Source organism: Brevundimonas sp., assembly GCF_035627475.1.
Lineage (GTDB): Bacteria > Pseudomonadota > Alphaproteobacteria > Caulobacterales > Caulobacteraceae > Brevundimonas.
Genome location: NZ_DASPLR010000017.1, coordinates 1 through 21,906 on the forward strand (window position 1 = coordinate 1; position 21,906 = coordinate 21,906).

At 69.9% G+C, this 21,906-nt stretch carries 20 protein-coding genes and 1 pseudogene; 11 read left to right on the top strand and 10 right to left on the bottom strand.

Features of this window, described 5'->3' with window-relative positions; translation table 11 throughout:
• The 5 genes from VEA62_RS04220 to aguB all read left to right on the top strand — a co-directional run.
• Window positions 1–678, top strand: a 678-nt coding sequence (locus VEA62_RS04220; protein ID WP_324818829.1) for an OmpA family protein, incomplete at its 5' end; no start/stop codon positions are given.
• 182 nt (window positions 679–860) lie between these two features.
• A complete protein-coding gene (gene msrA, locus VEA62_RS04225) occupies window positions 861–1,490 on the top strand; it encodes a peptide-methionine (S)-S-oxide reductase MsrA (protein ID WP_324818832.1) in 630 nt (209 codons plus the stop codon).
• A 200-nt stretch (window positions 1,491–1,690) separates the two neighbouring features.
• On the top strand, window positions 1,691–4,201 hold the full coding sequence (locus tag VEA62_RS04230) for a TonB-dependent receptor (RefSeq protein WP_324818834.1): 2,511 nt from the start codon (window positions 1,691–1,693) through the stop codon (window positions 4,199–4,201).
• A 158-nt stretch (window positions 4,202–4,359) separates the two neighbouring features.
• On the top strand, window positions 4,360–5,361 hold the full coding sequence (locus tag VEA62_RS04235; protein ID WP_324818837.1) for an agmatine deiminase family protein: 1,002 nt from the start codon (window positions 4,360–4,362) through the stop codon (window positions 5,359–5,361).
• The gene (gene aguB, locus VEA62_RS04240; RefSeq protein WP_324818840.1) at window positions 5,361–6,230 is read left to right on the top strand and encodes an N-carbamoylputrescine amidase; all 870 of its coding nucleotides are present in this window, start codon (window positions 5,361–5,363) and stop codon (window positions 6,228–6,230) included. Before VEA62_RS04235 ends, aguB begins: the two co-directional genes overlap by 1 nt.
• Here aguB and VEA62_RS04245 read toward each other — a convergent pair.
• The 5 genes from VEA62_RS04245 to VEA62_RS04265 form a co-directional block, all read right to left on the bottom strand.
• Window positions 6,211–7,002 carry a PA-phosphatase gene (locus VEA62_RS04245; protein WP_324818843.1) on the bottom strand — a complete coding sequence of 264 codons (792 nt, stop codon included), beginning with the start codon at window positions 7,000–7,002 and terminating at the stop codon, window positions 6,211–6,213. The genes aguB and VEA62_RS04245 overlap by 20 nt on opposite strands.
• Window positions 6,999–7,508: a hypothetical protein gene (locus VEA62_RS04250; RefSeq protein WP_324818846.1), complete on the bottom strand. Its 510-nt coding sequence runs from the start codon at window positions 7,506–7,508 to the stop codon at window positions 6,999–7,001. The genes VEA62_RS04245 and VEA62_RS04250 overlap by 4 nt, the downstream gene beginning before the upstream one ends.
• A 121-nt stretch (window positions 7,509–7,629) precedes the next feature.
• Window positions 7,630–8,001 (bottom strand): ribonuclease, encoded by a 372-nt coding sequence (locus VEA62_RS04255; protein WP_324818849.1) that lies wholly within the window; start codon window positions 7,999–8,001, stop codon window positions 7,630–7,632.
• A gap of 137 nt (window positions 8,002–8,138) precedes the next feature.
• Window positions 8,139–9,191: a 1,9-bis(guanidino)-5-aza-nonane synthase gene (locus VEA62_RS04260; protein WP_324818852.1), complete on the bottom strand. Its 1,053-nt coding sequence runs from the start codon at window positions 9,189–9,191 to the stop codon at window positions 8,139–8,141.
• 242 nt (window positions 9,192–9,433) lie between these two features.
• Window positions 9,434–10,699 carry a type III PLP-dependent enzyme gene (locus VEA62_RS04265; RefSeq protein ID WP_324818854.1) on the bottom strand — a complete coding sequence of 422 codons (1,266 nt, stop codon included), beginning with the start codon at window positions 10,697–10,699 and terminating at the stop codon, window positions 9,434–9,436.
• A 330-nt stretch (window positions 10,700–11,029) separates the two neighbouring features.
• On the opposite strand from VEA62_RS04265, the gene phnC reads away from it, so the two are divergent.
• The 4 genes and pseudogenes from phnC (at window position 11,030) to phnE (ending at window position 14,788) form a co-directional block, all read left to right on the top strand.
• Window positions 11,030–11,827: a phosphonate ABC transporter ATP-binding protein gene (gene phnC / locus VEA62_RS04270; protein ID WP_324818857.1), complete on the top strand. Its 798-nt coding sequence runs from the start codon at window positions 11,030–11,032 to the stop codon at window positions 11,825–11,827.
• Window positions 11,824–12,828, top strand: coding sequence for a phosphate/phosphite/phosphonate ABC transporter substrate-binding protein (phnD, locus tag VEA62_RS04275; protein WP_324818860.1), 1,005 nt, complete (start codon window positions 11,824–11,826; stop codon window positions 12,826–12,828). Before phnC ends, phnD (VEA62_RS04275) begins: the two co-directional genes overlap by 4 nt.
• Before the next feature lie 118 nt (window positions 12,829–12,946).
• Window positions 12,947–13,795, top strand: a pseudogene (phnD, locus tag VEA62_RS04280) (phosphate/phosphite/phosphonate ABC transporter substrate-binding protein); the annotation flags it as partial.
• A gap of 210 nt (window positions 13,796–14,005) precedes the next feature.
• Complete coding sequence (phnE, locus tag VEA62_RS04285) at window positions 14,006–14,788, top strand: phosphonate ABC transporter, permease protein PhnE (RefSeq protein WP_324818902.1); 783 nt, start codon at window positions 14,006–14,008, stop codon at window positions 14,786–14,788.
• A 72-nt stretch (window positions 14,789–14,860) separates the two neighbouring features.
• Here phnE and thrS read toward each other — a convergent pair whose 3' ends face one another.
• Genes thrS through VEA62_RS04305 form a run of 4 tightly spaced genes read right to left on the bottom strand, consistent with a single transcriptional unit; the run spans window position 14,861 to window position 18,423 of the window.
• Complete coding sequence (gene thrS / locus VEA62_RS04290) at window positions 14,861–16,786, bottom strand: threonine--tRNA ligase (protein ID WP_324818863.1); 1,926 nt, start codon at window positions 16,784–16,786, stop codon at window positions 14,861–14,863.
• Window positions 16,783–17,031, bottom strand: coding sequence for a membrane protein insertion efficiency factor YidD (yidD, locus tag VEA62_RS04295; RefSeq protein WP_324818866.1), 249 nt, complete (start codon window positions 17,029–17,031; stop codon window positions 16,783–16,785). Before yidD ends, thrS begins: the two co-directional genes overlap by 4 nt.
• A 44-nt stretch (window positions 17,032–17,075) precedes the next feature.
• Window positions 17,076–17,561, bottom strand: a complete 486-nt coding sequence (locus VEA62_RS04300; protein WP_324818868.1) for an iron-sulfur cluster assembly scaffold protein — start codon at window positions 17,559–17,561, stop codon at window positions 17,076–17,078.
• A gap of 46 nt (window positions 17,562–17,607) precedes the next feature.
• A complete protein-coding gene (locus tag VEA62_RS04305) occupies window positions 17,608–18,423 on the bottom strand; it encodes a tetratricopeptide repeat protein (RefSeq protein WP_324818870.1) in 816 nt (271 codons plus the stop codon).
• Window positions 18,424–18,519: 96 nt separating this feature from the next.
• On the opposite strand from VEA62_RS04305, the gene VEA62_RS04310 reads away from it, so the two are divergent.
• The gene (locus VEA62_RS04310) at window positions 18,520–19,926 is read left to right on the top strand and encodes a leucyl aminopeptidase family protein (RefSeq protein ID WP_324818873.1); all 1,407 of its coding nucleotides are present in this window, start codon (window positions 18,520–18,522) and stop codon (window positions 19,924–19,926) included.
• Between the two features lie 69 nt (window positions 19,927–19,995).
• Window positions 19,996–20,793, top strand: a complete 798-nt coding sequence (locus VEA62_RS04315; RefSeq protein WP_324818875.1) for an NlpC/P60 family protein — start codon at window positions 19,996–19,998, stop codon at window positions 20,791–20,793.
• Here the strand turns inward: VEA62_RS04315 and queG are convergent.
• Window positions 20,784–21,905 (bottom strand): tRNA epoxyqueuosine(34) reductase QueG, encoded by a 1,122-nt coding sequence (gene queG / locus VEA62_RS04320; protein ID WP_324818878.1) that lies wholly within the window; start codon window positions 21,903–21,905, stop codon window positions 20,784–20,786. The genes VEA62_RS04315 and queG overlap by 10 nt on opposite strands.
• Window position 21,906: the final 1 nt, after the last annotated feature.

The following is a 21,906-nucleotide window of genomic DNA, read 5'->3' on the forward strand; positions in this document are numbered from 1 at the left end:
GCCCTGGCGTCGGACCGTACGGTCCTGCTCGCCGCCGACGACAGCTCGTCCAAGCTGGCCGCGCAGGCTCTCGTGGGTCTGACCTGGGCGGTGAGCGACCGGGCCATGCTGGACCTGACCTACCGCTACCTGGTCTCCAACATGGAGTTCGAGACCGGCGACAACGCGCCGGGCTTCGACGTCGGTCCGTTCGAAGGCCGCTATGAAGACTCCTCGGTGAGCCTGGGTCTGCGCTATTCGTTCGGCCCGGAACCGGTCGAATACGTGCCGCCGCCGACCCCGCCGGTCGTCACCCCGCCGGCTCCGCCGACCCCGCCGACCCCGACCCCGCCGCCGGCCCCGGTGCGCCGCGAGTTCGTGGTCTATTTCGACTGGGATCGCTCGGACCTGACCGCGGAAGCGCAGTCGGTGGTCACCCAGGCCGCCAACTACGCCAAGTCGGGCCGTCCGACCCGCATCCTGATCGTCGGTCACGCCGACACCTCGGGTTCGGCCGCCTACAACGTCGGCCTCTCCAACCGCCGCGCCCGCACCGTTGCGGACGCCATGGTGGCCCAGGGCGTCAACGGCGGCGTGATCTCGCTGGACGGCAAGGGCGAGACCCAGCTGGCCCGCCCGACCGCCGACGGCGTTCGCGAGCCTCTGAACCGCCGCGCCACCATCGGCATCAACTTCTAGGACGGTTCGTCCGGGCGCTGCACGAAGCGCCCGGACAGCTTCCCGGAAGGCCGAAACGGCCCATGACTGCAGCGCCGCCGGTCCCTCACGGGGCCGGCGGTCTTGTTTTGGGCGCCTATCGGGTGAACCATCAGCCGCCGCCGCGGCATGTTTCAGGTACGCGGCTCGCGCGGAGTCTTCCGATGCCCGGCCGTTCGCTCCCCAGCCTTCTGCTTCTGGGCCTCCTGGCCTGTTCACCGGCCCCCGCCGAGGGCGCCTCGACTGCACCCCAGGCGGGCGACAGCGGCCGCCGCGAGACTGCGGTGTTCGCCGGTGGCTGCTTCTGGTCGGTCGAGGCCAATTTCGAGGCCATTCCCGGCGTGGTGACGGCGGTCTCCGGATTCGCGGGCGGCGCGACGGCCAACCCCTCCTACGAACAGGTGGTGCGGGGCGGAACAGGTCATGTGGAGGCGGTGCAGGTGACCTTCGATCCCGCCCGGATCAGCTATCGCCAACTGGTCGACCGGTTCTGGCTGACCATCGATCCGACAGATCCCGACGGCCAGTTCTGCGATCAGGGGCCGTCCTATGCGACCGCCGTGTTCGCGATTCCGGCCCAGAAGGTGGCGGCCGAGGCGTCGCGCCGGGCCGCGGCCGCCCGGATCGGGGCGGCCCGCTTCGTCACGCCGGTTCGCGATGCGGCCAGGTTCTGGCCCGCCGAGGCCTACCACCAGGACTTCGCCCGGCGAAATCCGGCCCGCTACGGCGGCTATAGCCGATTCTGCGGCCGCGCCGCCCGGCTGCGCGCCGTCTGGGGCGAGGCGGCCGCCTAGATCGTCCGCCAACGGACGAACGCGGGCCATCCACAGGGAATCCGCCCACAGCGGTGTGTCTCCCGCGCCACCCGCCCGGGCTGTCATATCACTGTCACACGAATGTCGTCCCAGTTTCCGATGGGGCCCGTAGAGGGAGCGGGATTTCAGCCGGCCGAGGCCGGACAGTGGGCGTTCGCGCTCTTATTCATCGGGGATAGATGACCATGACGAACCGCAAACGCGTGTTCTGGGCGACGACCGCCCTCTTCACCGGCTTCCTGGCCGCCGGCGCCGCTTCGGCTCAATCGACGGGTACGGAAGCCACGGAAGTCGAGACCGTCATTGTCACCGGCGCGCGCGGGCCCCGCAACATCGATGGCGTGGCCGTCGCCGAGACGGTCGGCAAGACCCGTAACACGGTGACGCAGGAGTTCATCTCCACCCAGACGCCCGGCCAGACCATCCTGCAGACGCTGAACCTGACCCCCGGCCTCAGCTTCACCAACGCCGACCCCTATGGTTCGTCGGGCGGCAACATCCGTCTGCGCGGCTTCGACGGCAACCGCGTGTCGCTGACCTTCGACGGCATTCCGCTGAACGATACCGGCAACTACGCCACCTACACCAACCAGCAGCTCGACCCCGAACTGATCGAGCGCGCCTCGGTCAACACCGGCACGACCGACGTCGACAGCCCGACCGCTTCGGCCACCGGCGGCACCATCAACTACGTGACGCGTCGCCCTGCGAGCGAGTTCGGCGGCTGGGGCCAGGCCTCGTTCGGCGACTTCGACTATCGCCGCTTCATGTTCCTGATGGACACGGGCGAGTTCGGCCCCTGGGGCACCTCGGCCTGGTTTGCCGTCTCGCGTCAGACCTATGACAAGTTCAAGGGCGAAGGCGACCTCAACAAGACCCAATTCAACGCCCGCATCTACCAGCCGATCGGCGATAACGGCGACTTCGTCGCCCTGTCGGGTCACTGGAACGAGAACCGCAACAACAACTACAACGGCCCGAACCTCGGCAACGCCGACCGTTCGGTGCTGCCGCAGGTCGAGACCGACCCGCGCGGCTGGGAAGTCGATTTCGACACCACCTACATCGCGCCCACGTTCCGCAACGGCGTGGCGGACAACGACGCCAACGGCTCGAACTTCTACGGCCTGCGCGTCAACCCGTCGAACACCGGCAACATCCGCGGCAACTCGCGCTTCACCCTGATGGACGGCCTGGTCCTGACGGTCGACCCCTCGTTCCAGTACACCCTGGCCAATGGCGGCACCCAGCAGGCGGTCCTGTCCGAGACCGACGCCCTCCTGCGCGGCACCTTCGCCTCGGGCGGAGTCGACCTGAACGGCGACGGCGACACCCTTGACCGCGTCCGCGTCATGACGCCGTCGAACACCAACACCCACCGCTACGGCCTCAACACCTCGCTGATCTGGGATCTGAACGACGATCACCGCCTGCGCGCCGCCTATGCGCTGGACTGGGGCCGTCACCGCCAGAACGGCCACTACGGCTTCATCAACTTCGACAACCCCTCGAACCCGCGCTTCGTCGACTGGTTCGGCGGCCGCAACGACGAAGACAACCGGATCGTCAACCGCGACGGCTATGCCCTGCAGTCGCGCGACCGCAAGTCGATCGCTTCGCTGAACCAGTTCTCGCTGGAATACCGCGGCCAGTTCATGGACGACGCCCTGACCGTCTCCCTGGGCGTCCGGGCCCCGTTCTTCGAGCGTGAACTGAACCAGTACTGCTACTCGCAGAACGCTTCGTCGAACGTCCGCTGCACCACCGAAACGCCGATCACCACCACGACTGGCGGCGCGCCCATTCCGTTCGGCGATGTCCGCTTCGGCACCAGCAACACCATCTACATCGCTCCCTACTCGCGGACGGTGAAGTTCGACGACATCCTGCCCAACGTCGGCGCGACCTACCGCTTCGGCGAGGGCCACTCGGTGTACGCCAGCTACGCCGAGAGCCTCTCGGCCCCGCGCACGGACAGCCTCTACATCGTCCGCCGCCTGGCTGACGGTTCGATCGGCAACCCGACCGTTCAGCCGGAGCAGACCAAGACCTTCGACCTCGGCTACCGCTACACCTCGTCGACGGTTGTCGCCCAGGTGGCCGGCTTCGCCACCACCTACGACAACCGGATCGTCAACACCTTCGACGACGACCTGGGCACCTTCGTCGACCGCAACGTCGGCGCGGTGGAACTGCGTGGTCTCGAGGTCTCGGCGGGCTGGTCGCCGGTGGAGGCCCTGAGCCTCTACGCCTCGGCCTCCTTCCTCGACAGTGAGTTGCAGGACAACTACGTCTTCAACTCCGCAGGCGACCTGCTGATGACCGCCGGCAAGGAACTGGTCGAGACGCCGAGCCAGATGTACTCGCTGCGCGCCAGCTACGAGTTCAACGAGATGTTCTCGGCCGGCGTCCAGGCCAAGTACACCGGCGAGCGCTGGATCACCGACGTCAACGACATGAAGTCGGACGCCTTCACCGTGGTGGACCTCGACGCCCGCATCGACTTCGAGCCGATGGGCTACGAGGGCGCCTGGCTCCAGTTCAACGTCACCAACGTGTTCGACGAGCAATACTACGCTGGCCTCGGCACCCGCGCCTCGGCCACGCCGGGCGAACTCGGCTACGGCGTTCCGTTCGGCCAGATCGGCGCTCCGCGCACCTGGATGGCCACCCTGCGCATGGCCTACTAGGCCCGAGCGCACGGCAAGACTGAGGGGGGGCGGTCCGGAAACGGGCCGCCCCTCTTCGTTTGTCCGCAGCAGGCGGTCGACACGGGCCGATGGTCGTTGAAGTCTGACCCCCGCGTGTCTATCTGGCGCGGTCCACCCGCCCGAGGAACGCCCCGCCCATGACGACCCCGATCCCCGCAGAATGGTCGCCGCACCGCGCCATGTGGGTCGGCTGGCCAAGCCACGGCGAACTGTGGGAGGAGAACCTCGAGCCGGCCCAGGCCGAGGTGGAGGCGCTGGTGCGCGCCCTCGCCGGCCCCGGCCGCGAACGCGTGCGGCTGCTGGTCGGCAAGGCCGAGGCGCTGGACGACGCCCGGGCGCGGTTCGCCGGCCTCGCCAACATCGAGGTCGTCGCCGGGCGGTTCGGCGACATCTGGCTGCGCGACACGGGACCGATCTTCGGCGAGCGCTCCAGGACGGCCGCCGCCTTCCGCTTCAACGGCTGGGGCGGCAAGTACGAGCTGGAGCACGACGACACGGTCGCCGCCCAGATCGGCGAGGCCTCGGGCGCAGCGCTGGACCGCCACGAGTTCGTCCTCGAGGGCGGGGCGCTGGACCATGACGGGCACGGCACGATCCTGACCACGCGCCAGTGCCTGCTGAACCCCAACCGCAATCCCGGCTGGACCGAGGCCGCCGCCGAAGCCGCGCTCGCCGCCTCGCTGGGCGCCCGAAAGGTGCTGTGGCTCGGCGACGGCCTGCTCAACGACCACACCGACGGCCACGTCGACAACCTGGCCCGCTTCGTCGCCCCGGGGGTGGTCGCCTGCCCGGTGGCCTGGGGCCGCGGCGACCCGAACGATCACGTCTATGCGGAGGTCGCCCGCACCCTGTCGGAGATGACCGACGCGGAAGGCCGCCCGATCCGCGTGCTGCCGCTGCCGTCGCCGGGCTTTGTCGGCGACGAGGACGAAAAGCCGATCCCCGCCAGCCACATGAATTTCCTGATCGCCAACGGCGCGGTGATCGTGCCGACCTACGGCGACGCCCGTGCCGCCGACTTGGTCTGCCAGGGGCTGAAGACGGTCTTCCCGGACCGTGAGATCATCCCCCTGCCGTCCATCGCCATCCTGTCCGGCGGCGGATCGTTCCACTGCATCTCCCAGCAGGAGCCGGCCTGATGACCCGCACCCTCTCCGTCGCCGCCCTCCAGACCTCCTACGGCGAGGATCTGCAGGCGAACATCGACAAGACCATCGGCCTGATCCGCGAGGCCGCAGGCAAGGGCGCCCAGGTGATCCTGCCGTCGGAACTGTTCCAGGGTCCGTATTTCTGCGTCAGTCAGGAGGAGCGCTGGTTCGCGACCGCCCACCCGTGGCGCGAACACCCCTGCGTCACGGCTCTGCAGCCGATCGCCGCCGAACTGGGCGTCGCCATCCCGGTCTCGATCTTCGAGCGCGAGGGGCCGCACTATTTCAACAGCATGGTCATGCTGGACGCCGACGGCTCGGCCATGGGCGTCTACCGCAAGAGCCACATCCCCGACGGCCCCGGCTATCAGGAGAAATACTATTTCCGGCCGGGGGACACCGGCTTCAAGGTCTGGAACACCCGCCACGGCCGCATCGGCGTCGGCATCTGCTGGGACCAGTGGTACCCCGAGACCGCCCGGGCGATGATGCTGCAGGGCGCGGAGGTGCTGTTCTATCCGACCGCCATCGGTTCCGAGCCGCACGACAAGGAGCTGGACACCGCCGATCCGTGGCGGCGCGCCATGCAGGGCCACGCGGTCTCGAACGTCGTGCCGGTCGTCGGCGCCAACCGCACGGGCGCGGAATACGCCACCGAGGTCGGTCAGGTCTTCTACGGCTCATCCTTCATCGCCGACCATCGCGGAGACCTGGTCGAGAGCTTCGGCCGCGAGGAGGAGGGGGCGCTGGTCCACACCTTCGACCTCGACTACATCGACCGCCACCGCGCCGCCTGGGGCTTCTTCCGCGACCGGCGCACAGACCTCTACGGCTCGCTGGTCAGCCCCCGCCCGGCCTAGGGAATCGCGGGCCGAGGGCGCGCCGTTCGGCGGCGCAGGCGGGGCTGGTCAGGCCCTCGCGGCGCGCGGCGGCGAGCTCCAGCCGCGCGGCTTCCAGCTCGGCCTCGAAGCCGGGCGTCGTCGCCGCCTGCTCATAGACCTCCCGCCCCAGCCGCAGCCCGTCCTCGATGTCGGAGGGCCAGTTCATCGCGCAGACGGCGCGGCTGTTCCCGATCTCGCGGCCCATGGCGCGCGCGGCCTCCGCGCGGTCCGGCGCCAGCGCCGCCAACAGCTCGCCATAGGCCGCGCCGGCCACGCCCGCCGCGGCCGGCCATGATGCTCCGGCCCGTTCCTCATCGGTGATTCGCTGGCACGCCCGGCGCGAGGGATCGACCGCGACCGGCCGGGGTCTGGGATTCGAGGCGGCGAGCCGGGCGGTCAGGGTGGCGGAATCGACCAGCAGCCGGGTCATGATCCGGGTAAGGGCCGGGCGAGGTCGGGCCGACATTCGCGTCCCCAGCACGCAGTCGAAATGCTGGGCCGCCTCGGGCGGGCGAATCTCGGCCTGGGTAGTGGCCAACCACCAGCGGTCGGTGTCCTCCAGCGCCCGCAGCGCCTCTGAGGCGGCCCCGTCGCCCCTGTCCCGCCAGGTTCCGGCCTGCGCCGCCAGCGCCTCTATCTCGGCCTGCGTCAGATAGCCGACGACCGTTCCCGACGGCTGTGGCGAAGGCGTCCCGGCGCCGGCGCAGGCGCCCAGGAAAGCGCAGGCGGCCAGGGCGGCCGCCGGCCTCACCCTTGGGCGGTCCAGCTCAGCTGTACGCTGGTCGGCTCGCCCTCCACCCGCGTGGCGACGACGCTGAGCAGCTGGCCGCGGCCGTCGGCCCCGTCTCCGGCGCTGTAGCCCATCGAGTCGCCGCGGTTCATCGTATTGATCGACTTGAGGCCGGCGGCCTCGGCCCGCTGGCGATAGAAGGCGACCACATCCGCCGGCGTGGCGTCGGTGGTGAAGGCGACGATGCCGCCCGGGCCATCCGGGCCTCGCGCGACCGTGGCGGGCCCCTCCGGGACTCCGCCCGGATAGATCACGGCGAAGGCCGGCGCGCCGTCGGCGGCCGGGAGGGCGCCGGCCCCGCCAGGGGCCGGGGACGGGGCCACGACCTCGACCGCCGCGTCGGCGGCCGGGACGGCGGTGGCTTCGGCGGCCGCCGGTTCCGCGCCCTCCGCGGCGGGCGGACGCTCCCCGCACGCGGCCAGAACCATGGCCCCCATGATGGCGGTGGCCGCAAGAGTACGCTTCATCCCGTGGTCGTCCCTGAAAAAGACTGTGTTGTTGGCTTCACCGTGGCGCAAGCCTGCGGCGGCGGCAAGGCGGGTTCGCGCCCTGCACGGGGCGGCCGGCGGGCGGCCGGCGGCTTCAGGATCAGCCAGTGGCCGCATCGACGTCGTCGCCGAGCTCCGGCTTGCCTTCGGCGGGGTCGCCGGCCGGGCCGGTCAGGTCATCGCCGGTATTGTTGATCGGCTGGTTCGGATCAGTCCCGTCGGGAGAGCGGGGTGCGGCCGAGCGCATGCCCTCGCTGGCCAGGCTTTCGTTGATCCGGTCCTGGTCGGCATCGATCTCCGACCCCGTCGCCGCCCCGCCCTGCAGGGAGCCGGCGCGGGTGTCCGAACCCATGCCGCTGCCGGAGACGGCCTCGGTGAGCGCGTCGGGGGTGCGGCCCAGATCGGGCTTCTCGCCCATGTCGTCGGCCTCGCGGGCGTCCTCGGCCTGCTGCGGATGTTGCTGCTGGGTCATGGCGAACTCCTTCGCCGGGGTAAGCGAATCGCCGGGTGAGCGGTTCCGCACTTAGGGTCGCCGCGACATCGCGGGCCAGAAAGAAAGGGCCGGGATTCTCATCCCGGCCCTTACATGCTCGATCGCGCGGCTGCCGACTACTTGCCGAACAGCTTGGCCCAGCGGCGCTTGTCCCGGCTCTTCCACGCGCCGCGGTGATACGCGTCCGAACCGATCAGCGGCACGACCGTGGTGGCCTCGGCGAAGACCATCTGCTCGTGGGTGGTCTGCACCTTGCCCCACGAGGCGGCCTCCTTGAGCGTCGAGGACGAGCAGGCGCCGTCACGCACATCGGCGACGGTGATCTGCACGGCGTAGCGGTGCATCTCGGCCTCGACGCCGAGGATTTCGGCGCAGACGACGGTGTCCTGGGCGAAATTCTTCGGCACTCCGCCGCCGACCATGAACAGGCCGGTGACGCCGGCGGCGATCTTGATGTCGGTCAGTTCGCGGAAGTCGGCGATGGCGTCCAGCATCATATAGGGCTGGCCGGCGGCGGCCCGCTCCTTCTGGTGCTTGACCAGGCCGAAGCCCGCCGAGGAGTCGACGAAGGCCGGGCAGAAGATCGGCACGCCCTCTTCATAGGCGGTCTGGATCAGCGAGCCGGGCTTCTTGGCGTTGCCCTCGGACAGCCACTTGCCCATCTCCCAGATGAACTCGCGCGAGGAGTAGCCGCGCGGCTCCAGCCGGTTGGCGATCTCCAGGATGGTGTGGTCGCAGGCCTGGAGCTCTTCCTCGTCGATATAGGTGTCGTAGATCCGGTCGATGTAGTTGTCGCGCAGGACGTTGTCGTCCACCTCGCCGGCGGCCTGGTAGTGTTTGAAGCCGAGGGCCTCGAAGAAATCCATGTCGACGATCGAGGCGCCGGTGGCGACCACCGCGTCGACCATGCCGAACTTCACCATGTCGCGGTAGACATGCATGCAGCCGCCGGCGCTGGTCGAGCCGGCGAGGATCAGCCACGGCGAGCAGTCCTTGTCTTCCAGCGCCATGTTGAAGATGTCGGCGGCCCGGGCCGTGTCGCGGCTCGAGAACGACATCTTGCGCATGCTGTCGATGATCGGGCGGGCGTCGAACGAGGTGATGTCGACGTGCTCCACCGTGTTCTGGAGCAGCTGGGCCTTCTGGTTCGACTGAACGGGAGCGTTCATTGCAAGGGTTTCCCTTTGGTTTGAGCGCCCGTCGTTGATGAGGGTCAGGCTGGGACGGAGCGACCAGCGTGACCCTTCTCCCCGAGGGAGAAGGAGGGGCCCGCCCGCGTAAGCGGGTGGGAGGATGAGGGGTTCCGGTGTCAGGAATCCCGGGCGCCGTAAACCCTCACCCGACCGCGAGCGGACGAAGGCTGCGCCACCGTGCGCGGTCTCCCTCTCCCGACGGGAGAGGGAGAAGACGCTTACCGCCGCGACTTCTTCCGCTGACCGGCCTTGCCCTTGGGGCGGCTCAGGCGAACCACCTTGCGGGCCTGCTCTTCCGCCGAGGTGCGAACCGTCGGAATCGAGCGCGGCGCCAGGCCGTACAGCGATGCCATCGGGGCGTCCTCGACCGCGGCGAGATCGTGCTCGCCATAGCCGTTGAAGCCGGTCGACATGGCCACGCCATAGGCGCCGAGCATGCCGATCTCGATGAAATCGCCTTCCTGCACATCGGCCGGCAGCCAGAACGGGCCCGGCATGTGGTCGATGCTGTCGCAGGTCGGGCCGTAGAAGCGGAACGGCTTCAGGTCGGTCGAGCTCGCGCCGTCCCGGACCAGCTTGGTCGGGAAGGGCCAGCGCGAATGGGTCGCGTCGAACAGCGAGCCGTAGGAGCCGTCGTTCAGATACAGGGCGTCGCCCTTGCGCAGGTCGACCCGGCACAGCACCGACGAGCTTTCGGCGACCAGCGCGCGGCCCGGCTCGCACCACAGTTCCGTGGTGTGGGTGACCGGCATCTCGGCGAAGCCGCGGTGGATGGCGTCGGCGTATTCGCTCATGTCCGGCGGGACCATGCCCGGATAGACCGAGGGGAAGCCGCCGCCGACATCGACGATGTCGACGATCACGCCCGCGCGGGTGATGGCGCGGCCGACCTGGGCCATGGCGGCCTCGTAGGCGGACGGGCGCATGCACTGCGAACCGACATGGAAGCTGACGCCCATCAGCCCGTCCTGCACCGCCTGGCGGGTGGCCAGCAGCAGGGCGGGGGCCTGGTCCGGCGAGACGCCGAACTTGCCCGACAGGGAATAGGCCGCGCCGTCGGCCGACACCGCCATGCGCACGACCAGGTTCAGGTCGGCCGCGCCGCCGGTGGCGTCGATGATCTTGGCCAGCTCTTCCTGGCAGTCGAGCGAGAAGGTGCGGACGCCGTGCTCGAAATAGGCGCGGGTGATCGCCGCCCGGCTCTTCACCGGGTGCATGAAGGCGATGCGCGCGTCCGGATCGACGGAACGCACCAGTTCGATCTCGGCGATCGAGGCGGCGTCGAAGCCGCGGACGCCCGCTTCCACGAGGGCCTCGATGACCCAGCGCGACGGGTTCGCCTTCACCGCATAGAAGACGTCAGCCTTTAGATTGTCCTGGAACCAGCGCGCCGCTACGGAAACCGAACGCGGCCGCACGAGGGCGACGGGACGCTCAGGGGACCGCTCACGGACCAGGTCCAGGGGAAACTGGTACGTGCGCAATTCACGTAACCCCCTGTTAATTGTGAAACCCAGACCGGCGTTAGCAGCGCAAACGGTTAGACCACGGGGTCCGCCGGAGCGCGCGATATGGGGTCATAGCCCCGTCATGTAAAGCGGTTTTTTCGTGACAGGGACTGAGGTTGGGCCGGGCGGGCCAGCTTGCACGCAAAGAGGGCGTGGCCAGCCGCGGCGGCGGGCGGCGTGACCGGGTGCAGAGCAGGCGCTCCGTGGTGAAGCTGGACGAAATCGTTGCGGGCGTGCCATTAAGACTTGCCCCAAGGGCCCGTTCGGGCCATGCGGCGCGCCCCTGCAACCGCCGACAGTCTGTCCATGACCGCATCCGCCGCCGCCGTCGCGTCCGTCCGGGACGTGTCCAAGACTTTCGGCGCCCGCAAGGCGCTGAACGGCGTGTCCGTCGAGGTCGGGGCCGGCGAAATGGTCGCCCTGATCGGTCCGTCGGGCTCGGGCAAGTCGACCCTGCTGCGCTCGATCACCGGCCTGCAGACCATCGATCCGGGCAAGGGCGTGATCGAGGTCTTCGGCCAGACGGTGCAGAAGAACGGCCGCATCACCGGCCAGGTCCGCGCCGCGCGCCAGAAGCTCGGCATGATCTTCCAGCAGTTCAACCTGGTCGGCCGGCTGTCGCTGTTCTCCAACGTCATGCTCGGCGTCCTCGGCCGCATCCCTGGCTGGCAGGGCATCCTCGGCGTCTGGCCGGCGGCGGACAAGCGCAAGGCGATGGAAGCCCTGCACCGCGTCGGCGTCTCCGACTACGCCGCCCAGCGCGCCAACACCCTTTCAGGCGGCCAGCAGCAGCGCGGCGCCATCGCCCGGGCGCTGGTCCAGGGCGCCAGGGCCATCCTCGCCGACGAGCCGGTCGCCTCGCTCGACCCGGTCTCGGCCCGCAAGGTGATGGAGCTGCTGGTCGAGCTGAACAAGCGCGACGGACTGGGCGTCATCGTCACCCTGCACCAGGTCGACTACGCCATCCGCTACTGCGACCGGGTCGTCGCCCTCAAGGCCGGCCAGATCGTCTATGACGGCCCCGCCACCGGCCTGGACACCAAACAGCTGATCGACATCTACGGTCCCGAATTCGAGGACGCGTTCTGGGAAGCCAAGGCATGAGGCTTTCGAACTCTGCTCGCCGTTTCGGCGTCGGGGTTCTGGCCGCCGTCGCCCTGGGTCTGGCCGGCTGCGACCGCGGGACCGACGCCGCCGCCGGCGCTTCGCCTGACGAGATCACCTTCTCCATCCTGTCCGCCCAGGGCCAGGCCTCGGCCGGGCCTCTCTGGCAGCCGCTGCTGGACGATATGACGAAAGCCATCGGCGTGCCGGTGGAGCCGCATTTCGCGTCCGACTACGCCACCCTGATCGAGGACATGAAACAGGGCCGGACCCAGGTCGCGTGGTTTTCGGCCCAGCCGGCCATCAGCGCCATCGAGACGGCGGACGCCGAGATGATCGCGCGCACCGTCGACCAGGACGGCGCTGACAGCTACCGGTCGGTCCTCATCGTCAAGCGGGGGTCCGGCATCACCCTGAAGGACGTGGTGGACTGCGAAAAGCCTCTCAGCTTCGGGATCGGCGACCCGCAATCGACGTCCGGCACGCTCGTGCCGATGACCTTCCTGTTCAACCCGCGCCGCATTCGCCCGGAGACGTGCTTCAGGTCGGTGAAATCCGGCAACCACGAAACCAACGCCTTCGAGGTCGCGGCCGGCGTCCTCGACGTGGCGACCTCGAACAGCGTCACCCTCGACGCCCTGCGCCGCCGCAACCCCACCATCGCTGCCCAGATCGAGCCGGTCTGGCAGTCGCCGCCCATCCCTGAAGGCGGGATCCTGGTGCGCGGCGATCTGGACCCGGCCCTGAAAGAGAAGATCCGCAGCTTCTTCCTGACATACGGCCAGGGCGGCGGCGTCGAGGGCGACCGCCAGCGCCGGGTGCTCGCCGCCCTGAACTATTCCCGCTTCAGCGCCACCGAGGACAACTACCTCGATCCCGTGCGCGAGCTGATCGCCGACCAGGCGCTGGACGCCGCCCGCGCCCGGGGCGACGCCCAGGCCGCGGCCGCCGCCGAACGGGAGCTGCAGCGACTGCGGGCGAAGCGCGAGGTCCAGCCATGAGACGCGGCGTCACACTCCGTCCCTCCATCCTCCCCGGCGCCGCGGGCGGCCCGGATACCCCAGCCATGAACTCCACCGACGATCTTCCCGTCGCGGACGCCTTCCGGAACACCCCCGCATGACCCGCCTCCGCATCCTCTTCGGCGCCGTCCTGGCGCTCGCGGTCGTCCTGTGCGGCCTCGCCCCCGCCGTCGGCGCGGCCGCCCAGACGGAGCGCCCGTCCAGGATCGTCTTCACCATCCTGTCCGCCGAGGGCCAGGCGTCCTCGGGCCCGATCTGGCAACCGCTTCTGGATGACCTCGAGCGCGAGATCGGCATTCCGGTCGAGCCGATCTTCGGCTCCAACTACAGCGTCCTCGTCGAGGCCATGCGCGCCGACCAGGCCCAGATCGGCTGGTTCTCGGCCCTGCCGGCGGTGCAGGCCATCGACCGGTCGAACGGCGAAGTCATCGCCCGCACCGTCGACCTGGAGGGCAAGGATTCCTACGTCTCGACCATCATCGTGAAGCGCGGCTCGGGCATCACGATCGAGGACGTGGCCCGCTGCGGCAAGCGCTACACCTTCGGCATTGGCGACGCCCAGTCCACTTCGGGCACCCTGGCGCCGATGACCTATTTCTTCGGTCCGCGGAACATCGACCCGAAGACCTGCTTCTCCACCGTCCGTTCAGCCAACCACCAGGCCAACGCCTTCTCGGTGGCCAACGGCCAGGTCGATGTCGCCACCTCCAACTCCGTCAACACCGTCTTCCTGCGCCGCCAGAACCCGCAGATCGCCGACCAGATCGAGGAGATCTGGCAGTCGCCGCCGATTCCGGAGTCGGGCATCGTCATCCGCTCGGATCTCCCGCCCGACATCAAGGCGAAGATCCGCGAGTTCTTCGTCACCTACGGGCAGGGCGCGGGCCCGGAGGCGGACCGCCAGCGCGAGGTGATGCGCGGGCTCAACTACTCCCAGTTCCGCGCCGCCGATAACAGCTATCTCGACCCGATCCGCGAGATGAAGGCGGACCAGGCGCGCCGCGAGGGCCGCCCGCCCGACGTCGCTCCGCCCGCCAGCCGGGCCAGCCAATTCGCCCGCTGGAGCCCGTTCGCGCTGATCGGCCTGCTGGCCCTGATCGCGATCTTTCTGAACGTCCTGCCGCGACGGACCTCGGCCGCCGCCGATCCCGCCGCCGTGCCCGAGGCGCCGAGGAAGTCGCTGGCGGCCTGGTCGCTGGACGTGCTGCTGTGGGGTGGTTTCGCGATCATCCTGCTGGCCGCGTTCAATCGCGTCGACCTGCCGAACATCGTCAACCTGTTCTCGAATTCCGAGAACATGCGGAACTACGGGCGGGACTTCCTCAACCCCGATTTCACCGACTGGCGGCCGCTCGTCGGCCAGATGTGGCTGACGGTGCAGATCGCGCTGTGGGGCACCTTCCTCGCCGTCTTCCTGGCCGTGCCGCTCAGCCTGATGGCGTCGCGCAACCTGTCGCCCGCCTGGCTGGTCTGGCCCGTTCGCCGGGTGATGGACCTGCTGCGCTCGATCCCCGATCTGGTGATCGGCACCCTGTTCATCGTCGCCGTGGGTCTCGGCCCGCTGGCCGGGGTTCTGGCCATCGGCCTGAACACCGCCGGCGTGCTGGCCAAACTGTTCTCGGAAGCGGTCGAGTCCATCGACAAGGGCCCCATCGAGGGGGTCAAGGCGACCGGCGCCGGACGACTGCACGAGATCACCTGGGGGGTCATACCGCAGGTGGCGCCGCTGTGGACCAGCTTCGCCCTCTACCGCTTCGAGTCGAACAGCCGCGCGGCCACCGTGCTGGGCCTGATCGGCGCCGGCGGCATCGGCCAGGTGCTGTTCGAAAGCCTGCAGGCCTTCGACTACCGGACCGTCTCGACCATCGCGATCATCATCGTCGTGGCCGTGACCCTGATCGACATGCTCAGCCAGGCCATGCGCAAGCGGCTGCTGTAACGAGCGGCCGTCGGCCAATGAAAAGCCCGCCCTTGCGATGCAGGGGCGGGCTTTCTGTTTCGGGCGTCGGGATCAGGCCCGGCGCAGATCCGGCGGCGTCGCCTCTTCGGTCAGCAGCCGGATGGCCTCCTCCACCGACACCACCTCCTGCGCCTGCGAGCCCAGCCGGCGGATGGCCACCGTGCCCTGTTCGGCCTCGTTCTTGCCGACCACGGCGATGACCGGGACCTTGCCGACCGAGTGTTCGCGGACCTTGTAGCCGACCTTCTCGTTGCGCAGGTCGATCTCGGTCCGTAGCCCCGCCGCCTTGAACTTCGCCACGACTTCGCGGGCGTAGTCGTCGGCCTCGGAGACGATCGTCGCCACCACCGCCTGCGTCGGCGCCAGCCACAGCGGGAAGGCCCCGGCGTAGTTCTCGATCATGATGCCGATGAACCGCTCGAACGAGCCGAGGATGGCCCGGTGCAGCATGACCGGCCGGTGCTTCTGGCCGTCCTCGCCCACGTATTCCGCGTTCAGCCGCTCCGGCAGGACGTAGTCGAGCTGCAGCGTGCCGCAGGTCCATTCCCGGCCGATGGCGTCCTTGACCACGAAGTCCAGCTTGGGGGCGTAGAAGGCGCCGTCGCCCTCGGCGATCACCGGGTCCACACCGGCCAGGCGCGCAGCCTCGCCCAGCATGCCCTCGGCCTTGTCCCAGAACTCGTCCGAGCCGGCGCGCACCTCCGGCCGCGTGGCCAGGTTGATGTAGGCCGTCTCCATGCCGAGGTCGGCGTGGATCATCTTCGTCAGCTCGATGAACCGGCGCGTCTCGTCGACGATCTGGTCCTCGCGGCAGAAGATGTGGGCGTCGTCCTGGGTGAAGCCGCGCACGCGCATCAGGCCGTGCAGCGCGCCCGACGGCTCATAGCGGTGGCAGGCCCCGAACTCGGCCATGCGCAGCGGCAGCTCGCGGTAAGAGCGCTGGCCCTGGTCGAAGATCTGCACGTGGCCCGGGCAGTTCATCGGCTTCAGGCTGAGCGTCTCGCCCTCCACCGTCTCGCAGACGAACATGTTGGGCCGGTACTTGTCCCAGTGGCCCGAGGCCTCCCAGAATTTCCGGTCCAGCACCTGGGGCGTCTTGACCTCGACATAGCCCGCCGCCGTCAGCCGGCGGCGCATATAGGCCTCTATGACCTGCCACAGCATCCAGCCCTTGGGGTGCCAGAAGACCATGCCCCGGCCCTCTTCCTGCATGTGGAAGAGCTCCATGGCGCGGCCGATCTTGCGGTGGTCGCGCTTCTCGGCCTCCTCGATCCGCTTGAGATAGGCGTCCAGGTCGGCCTGGTTCGCCCAGGCCGTCGCATAGATGCGCTGCAGCTGCGGATTGCGGTGGTCGCCGCGCCAGTAGGCCCCGGCCAGCTTGGTCAGCTTGAAGGCCTTGCCGACGAATTTGGTCGACGGGAAATGCGGCCCGCGGCACAGGTCGACCCAGTCGCCCGTGGCGTAGGTCGTGATCGTCTCGTCGGCCGGCAGGCCGCGGATCAGCTCCGCCTTGAACTTTTCGCCCTTGGCCTCGAACAGCTTGATCGCCTCGTCGCGGTCCCAGACCTGACGGACCAGCTTTTCGTCGCGGTCGACGATCTCGGCCATCTTCTTCTCGATGGCCGCGAAGTCGTCGGTCGAGAACGGCTCCTCGCGGAAAAAGTCGTAATAGAATCCGTCCTCGATGGCCGGGCCGATGGTCACCTGGGTGCCGGGGAACAGCTCCTGCACCGCCTGGGCCAGCACATGGGCCGCGTCGTGACGGATGGTTTCCAGCGCCTCGGGGTCGTCGCGCATGATCAGGCGGAAGGATCCGCCGCTCTCCAGCGGGCGGTCGAGGTCCCACTGCTTGCCGTCGATCTCGGCCAGGGCCGCGCGCTTGGCCAGCGAGGGCGAGATGGAGGCGGCGACGTCGCGGCCCGTGGAACCCTCGGGGTATTCGCGCGTGGCGCCGTCGGGGAATTTCAGTTCGATCATCGTTCAGTCTTTGCAGGCGGAACCGGGTCATAGCCCGATTTGCCGAAGGGGTGACATTTGCAGAGGCGCCGGACGGTGAGCCATCCCCCCTTGATCGGTCCGTGCTGGATCAGCGCGTCCCGGCCGTAGTCGGAGCAGGTCGGCAGGAACCGGCACTGCTGTCCGATCAGGGGCGACAGCGTCAACTTGTAGCCGCGATGGGCCAGCCGGACGCCGCGTTCGTAGAGATTACCGCCGGGTGCCATGTCGCCGCGCTTATCCCCCGCCAAGCCCGCGGGAGCAACGGGCGCTATGCCGCGCCGGCGAGGCTAGTTCGTGTGTCAGGGCTCTTGCGCGCGAGCGCCTGCTTCACCGCGTCCAGCGTCGCCTCGATGGCGACCATGGTCGAGGCGTGCCGCGCCGGGTAGCCGGCGACCAGCTTCAGCGCGCGCAGCCCCTCGAACCGGCCCTCCGGCCCGTCGCCGCCCGACTTGAGCATGGCGGTCATGGCGTCGCGGGCCGCCACGATCTCCTCGGCCGAGGCGCCGATCACGCTTTCGCCCAGCACGCCCGCCGCCGCCTGGCCGAGGGCGCAGGCCTTCACGTCCTGTCCGAACTCGGTGATCCGCCCCGACCCGTCGAGAACGACGTCCACCACGGCCTTCGAGCCGCACAGCTTCGCCACCCGCTCGCCGGTGCCCCACCTTGCGTCTCCCCGGGGCGCGGCCAGCCGCCCGCTGTGCGGCATGTTGGCGGCCAGCTTGAGGATGCGCGCGCTGTAGAGCTCGTCGATCATGGCCTGAAGATAGGCGAGGGAGGCCCTGTCCGGAAGCCCGGCCCGGTCACCCGCCCTGCAGCGAGCCCCAGGTCCGCGCCTGGTCTCCGGCGCCCGATCCCGTCCGCGCCCGCAGCCATTCCAGGTTCCGGTCCGCGGCGTCCGGCGGCAGGTCGCGGCGCATCATCGCCTCGGCCTCGTCCATCTTGCCGTTCAGGCCCAGGGCCATGGCCAGATTCAGCCGGACCTTCAGCGACGCTCCGGGCTGGGCGGCGGCGCGGCGCAGCAGCGGCTCGGCGGCGGCCGTGTCGCCCCGGGTCATGGCCGAGATCGCCATATTGGTCAGCACGTCGGGATTGTCGGGCGACAGCTGCAGCGCCCGGGCCCAGGCGGTCTGTGCGTCCTGGGACCGCCGCACCTGCTCATAGGCCGTGCCCAGCAGCGACCAGGCGCGCCAGTCGTCCGGCCGCGCGTCGCGGGCCTTCTCCAGGGCGGAGACGCCATAGAAGGCATGCCCCCGGGCGATATGGCCGCGGCCGACCTCGAGCATGGCCTCGACATTGTCCGGCTGCACCAGCAGGACCCGCTCGGCCATGTCGGCGGCCTGTTGGTAGCGGCCCAGCTCGCGCAGCGCCTGCGCCGCCTTCACTCCGGCGACCGGGTCCAGGGGATTGATGTCGGCCTGTTCGGTCCAGAACACGGACCGGCTCAGGGGATCGGCGCGGTCATAGGCCGCGCGCGCCTCGGCGCCGGCGGCGACGCGCGGCGCAGCGGGCGCCGGGGCCTGTGGCGCGGCCTGTAGCGCCACGGCTGGCGCGGCCAGGGCCGGCGACGGCGCAGCGAGCAGGACGATGGTTGCGATGCGGGCGGTCGTGCGCGACATGGAAGGGCGCTCCGGAAGGTTCGGGCTCCAGACTCGGTCCTTCGCGTCAATCCTTGGTTAAGATCGGCCGCTATCCGGCCGGAAAGGCCGTCCGTGATGTCCGCCCTCCACCCCGACCTTCTGACCGCCGATGGCGAAGGGGCCCTTCCGGTCCGCATCGTCGCAAGGGATGCGCCGGTCGAGGGCGTGTGGGGCGCCTGGGCCCGCTCGAACGACTTCACGGGCAAGGCCGGCCAGCTGCTGTTGCTGCCGTGTTCGGACGACGGGCTCTCCGGCGCCCTGTTCGGTGCGGGCGAGGCCTTCGACCCCATGACAGCCCGCGCCCTGGCGGCGAAGCTGCCCGAGGGGCTCTGGAGGCTGGAGGGGCTTGAGCCGGCCCAGGCCTCGCAGGCGGCGCTGGCCTTCGCGCTGGGGGCCTACCGCTTCGACCGCTACAAGGCCCGCTCCACCGGTCCGGCCCGGCTGGCGGTCGGCCCCGGCGTCGACGCCGCCGCCCTGCTGCGCATCGCCGCCGCCTGCGCCCTGGCCCGCGAGATGGTCGACACCCCGGCCGCCGACATGGGCCCGCTGCAGATCGAGACCATCGCCCGCGAGATCGCCGAGGCCTCGGGTGCAACGATCGCGGTCACCACCGGCGACGCCCTGCTGGAGGAGAACTATCCCGCCGTCCACGCGGTCGGCCGCGCCGCCGCCCCGCACCGCGCGCCCCGGGTCATCGAGCTGGGCTGGAACCTCGACCGTACGGAGCTTCCGCTGGTCGCCCTCGTCGGCAAGGGCGTGGTGTTCGATTCCGGCGGTCTCGACATCAAGGCCGCCGCCGGCATGCGCAACATGAAGAAGGACATGGGCGGCTCGGCCCACGCCCTGGCGCTCGGCCGGCTGGTCATGCAGGCCGACCTGCCGGTGCGGCTGGTGGTGCTGGTCGCCGCCGTCGAGAACGCCATCTCGGCCGACGCCTTCCGCCCGGGCGACATCCTGAACAGCCGCAAGGGCCTGACCATCGAGATCGGCAACACCGACGCGGAAGGCCGGCTGATCCTCGCCGACATCCTGACCCGCGCCGGCGAGCATTCGCCCGACCTGACGCTGGACTTCGCCACCCTGACGGGCGCCGCCCGCATCGCCCTCGGTCCCGAGTTGCCGCCGCTCTATTCCGAGGACGCCGCCCTCGTCGCGGATCTGCTCGAGGCCTCCCGCGCCGTCGCCGACCCCCTGTGGCCGATGCCGCTTTGGCCCGGCTACCGCGCGGCGCTGGACAGCGAGATCGCCGACGTCCGCAACGACTCCGCCGCCTGGGCCCAGGCCGGCTCGGTCACCGCCGCCCTGTTCCTGCAGAAATTCGCCCCCGCGACGGGCGCCTGGGCGCACATGGACATCTTCGCCTGGAACCCGCGCGCCCAGCCCGGTCGGCCCGAAGGCGGCGAGGCCCAGGGCCTGCGCGCCTGTTTCGAAATGCTCTCGCGCCGCTTCCCGGGGTCGGCGGGGCAGCCGTCGCCACGATAAAGCCTTCGTTCGTTAACGGCCCTTTCGGCATATGGCGCGATCATGCCGTCTCAACCGGACGAGCCTTGCTTGAGCCCAGACGCCGCCACGCTTGACCCTCGCACCACGCTCGCGCGGCCCGACCTGGCCGAGCAGGCGCTGGAAGGGCTCGTGCGCGCCGACGCCTATCTTGCTCCCCGGCCCATGCACGCCGCCGTGGCCGTCGCCGACATTCACGCCGACGCCGATCCGGCCTCCGAACGCATCGACCAGATCGTCTTCGGAGAGGCCTTCGACGTGCTGGACCAGCGGGGCGACCGGCTGTGGGGCCGCGCGCGCCGCGACGGCCTTGTCGGCTGGATTTCCGCTTCCGCCCTGCGCCCGGGGACGCCGCTTCCCACCCACAGGGTCGCGTCCGTGGCCGCCCGCCTGCCCCTCAACGCCCTCGTCGCCGCCGGCGATCTTCCCGCGGCCGATCTGGCCCCCATCGGAACCTTCGAGAGCGATCCGGTCGCGGTCGCCGAACGCCTGCTCGGCGTGCCGCACAGCCTGGGCGCCCGGTCCTCGACCGCCACCGACTGCTCGGGCCTGGTCCAGCAGGCCCTCTACGCCTGCGGTCTCGCCGGCCCGCGCTATTCCGACCAGCAGGCGGAGCTCGGCCGCGCCGTCGCCCGCGAGGAGGCCCGCCGCGGCGACCTGGTCGTCTGGCTGGCCGAGCCGGGCGACCACAGCTGGACCGGCCATTCGGCCTTCATGCTCGACGCCGACCGGGTTCTCCACGCCACCGGCCATCATGGCGCGGTCGTCATCGAGACCTTCGCCGAGGCCGACGCCCGCTACCGCGCCGACGGTTTCCACGTCCCTGTCTTCCGCCGCCTTCAGGCCTGATCGCCGGTCCATTCCGTTCGCACCGAGGCGTCCGCCTCGTCCGGCAGGCGCTGCGACCGCAGGGCCGCGAACGCCGCCTCGTCCATCAGCCTCGACAGCGCCCACACCGCCGCGCCCCGGACCAGCGGCGAAGGGTCGTCCAGCAGGCGCCGGGCCGGCCCGACCAGGGCCGCATCCCCGCTGTTGCCGATCGCGTACAGGACGTTGCGCGTGAACCGGTCGCGCCCGATCCGCTTGACCGGGCTCTTCGAGAACAGCGCCCGGAACGCCGCGTCGTCCAGCGCCGCCAGCTCCGCCAACCGCGGCGAGACCAGCGCCTCGCGCGCCTGCACCCTCGCCTCGTGCGAGCTCACCGCGAACTTGTTCCACGGGCATACCGCCAGGCAGTCGTCGCAGCCGTAGATGCGCGACCCCGTCAGCGGCCGGAACTCCAGCGGCCACGGCCCGCCGAATTCGATGGTGAGATAGGACAGGCAGCGCCGCGCATCCAGCTGGAACGGCGCCGGAAACGCCCTCGTCGGGCAGACTTCCAGGCAGGCCGTGCAGGCCCCGCAGTGTTCGCTCTCCGGCGCGTCCGGTTCCAGCTCCGCCGCGCTCAGTATCACCCCGAGGAACAGCCAGTTGCCCCGGCTGCGCGACAGCAGGTTGGTGTGTTTGCCCTGCCAGCCCACGCCGGCCCTTTGCGCCAGCGGCTTCTCCATCAGCGGGGCGGTGTCGACGAACACCTTCACGTCCTCGCCGGTTCGCGCCGCGACCTGCCCCGCCAGGGTCTTCAGCCGTCCCTTGATCAGCTCGTGATAGTCGTCGCCGCGCGCATAGACCGAGATGTAGCCTGCCGAGGCCTCGTCCATCTCCGGCAGCGGGTCGCGTCCCGGCCCGTAGTTGAGCCCCAGCACGATGGCGGTCCTCGCCTCCGGCCACATGGAGGTCGGATGCGCCCGCCGCTCCAGGGTCGTCTCCATCCAGCCCATGTCGCCGTGCCGGCCGGCGCCGACGAAATGCGCCAGCCGCTCGCCCGCGCTCCACGGCTCCGAGGCGGACGCGAAACGGCAGACGTCGAAGCCCAGCCCCGACGCGCGCTCGCGGATGAAATTGCGGATATCGGCCGCCATG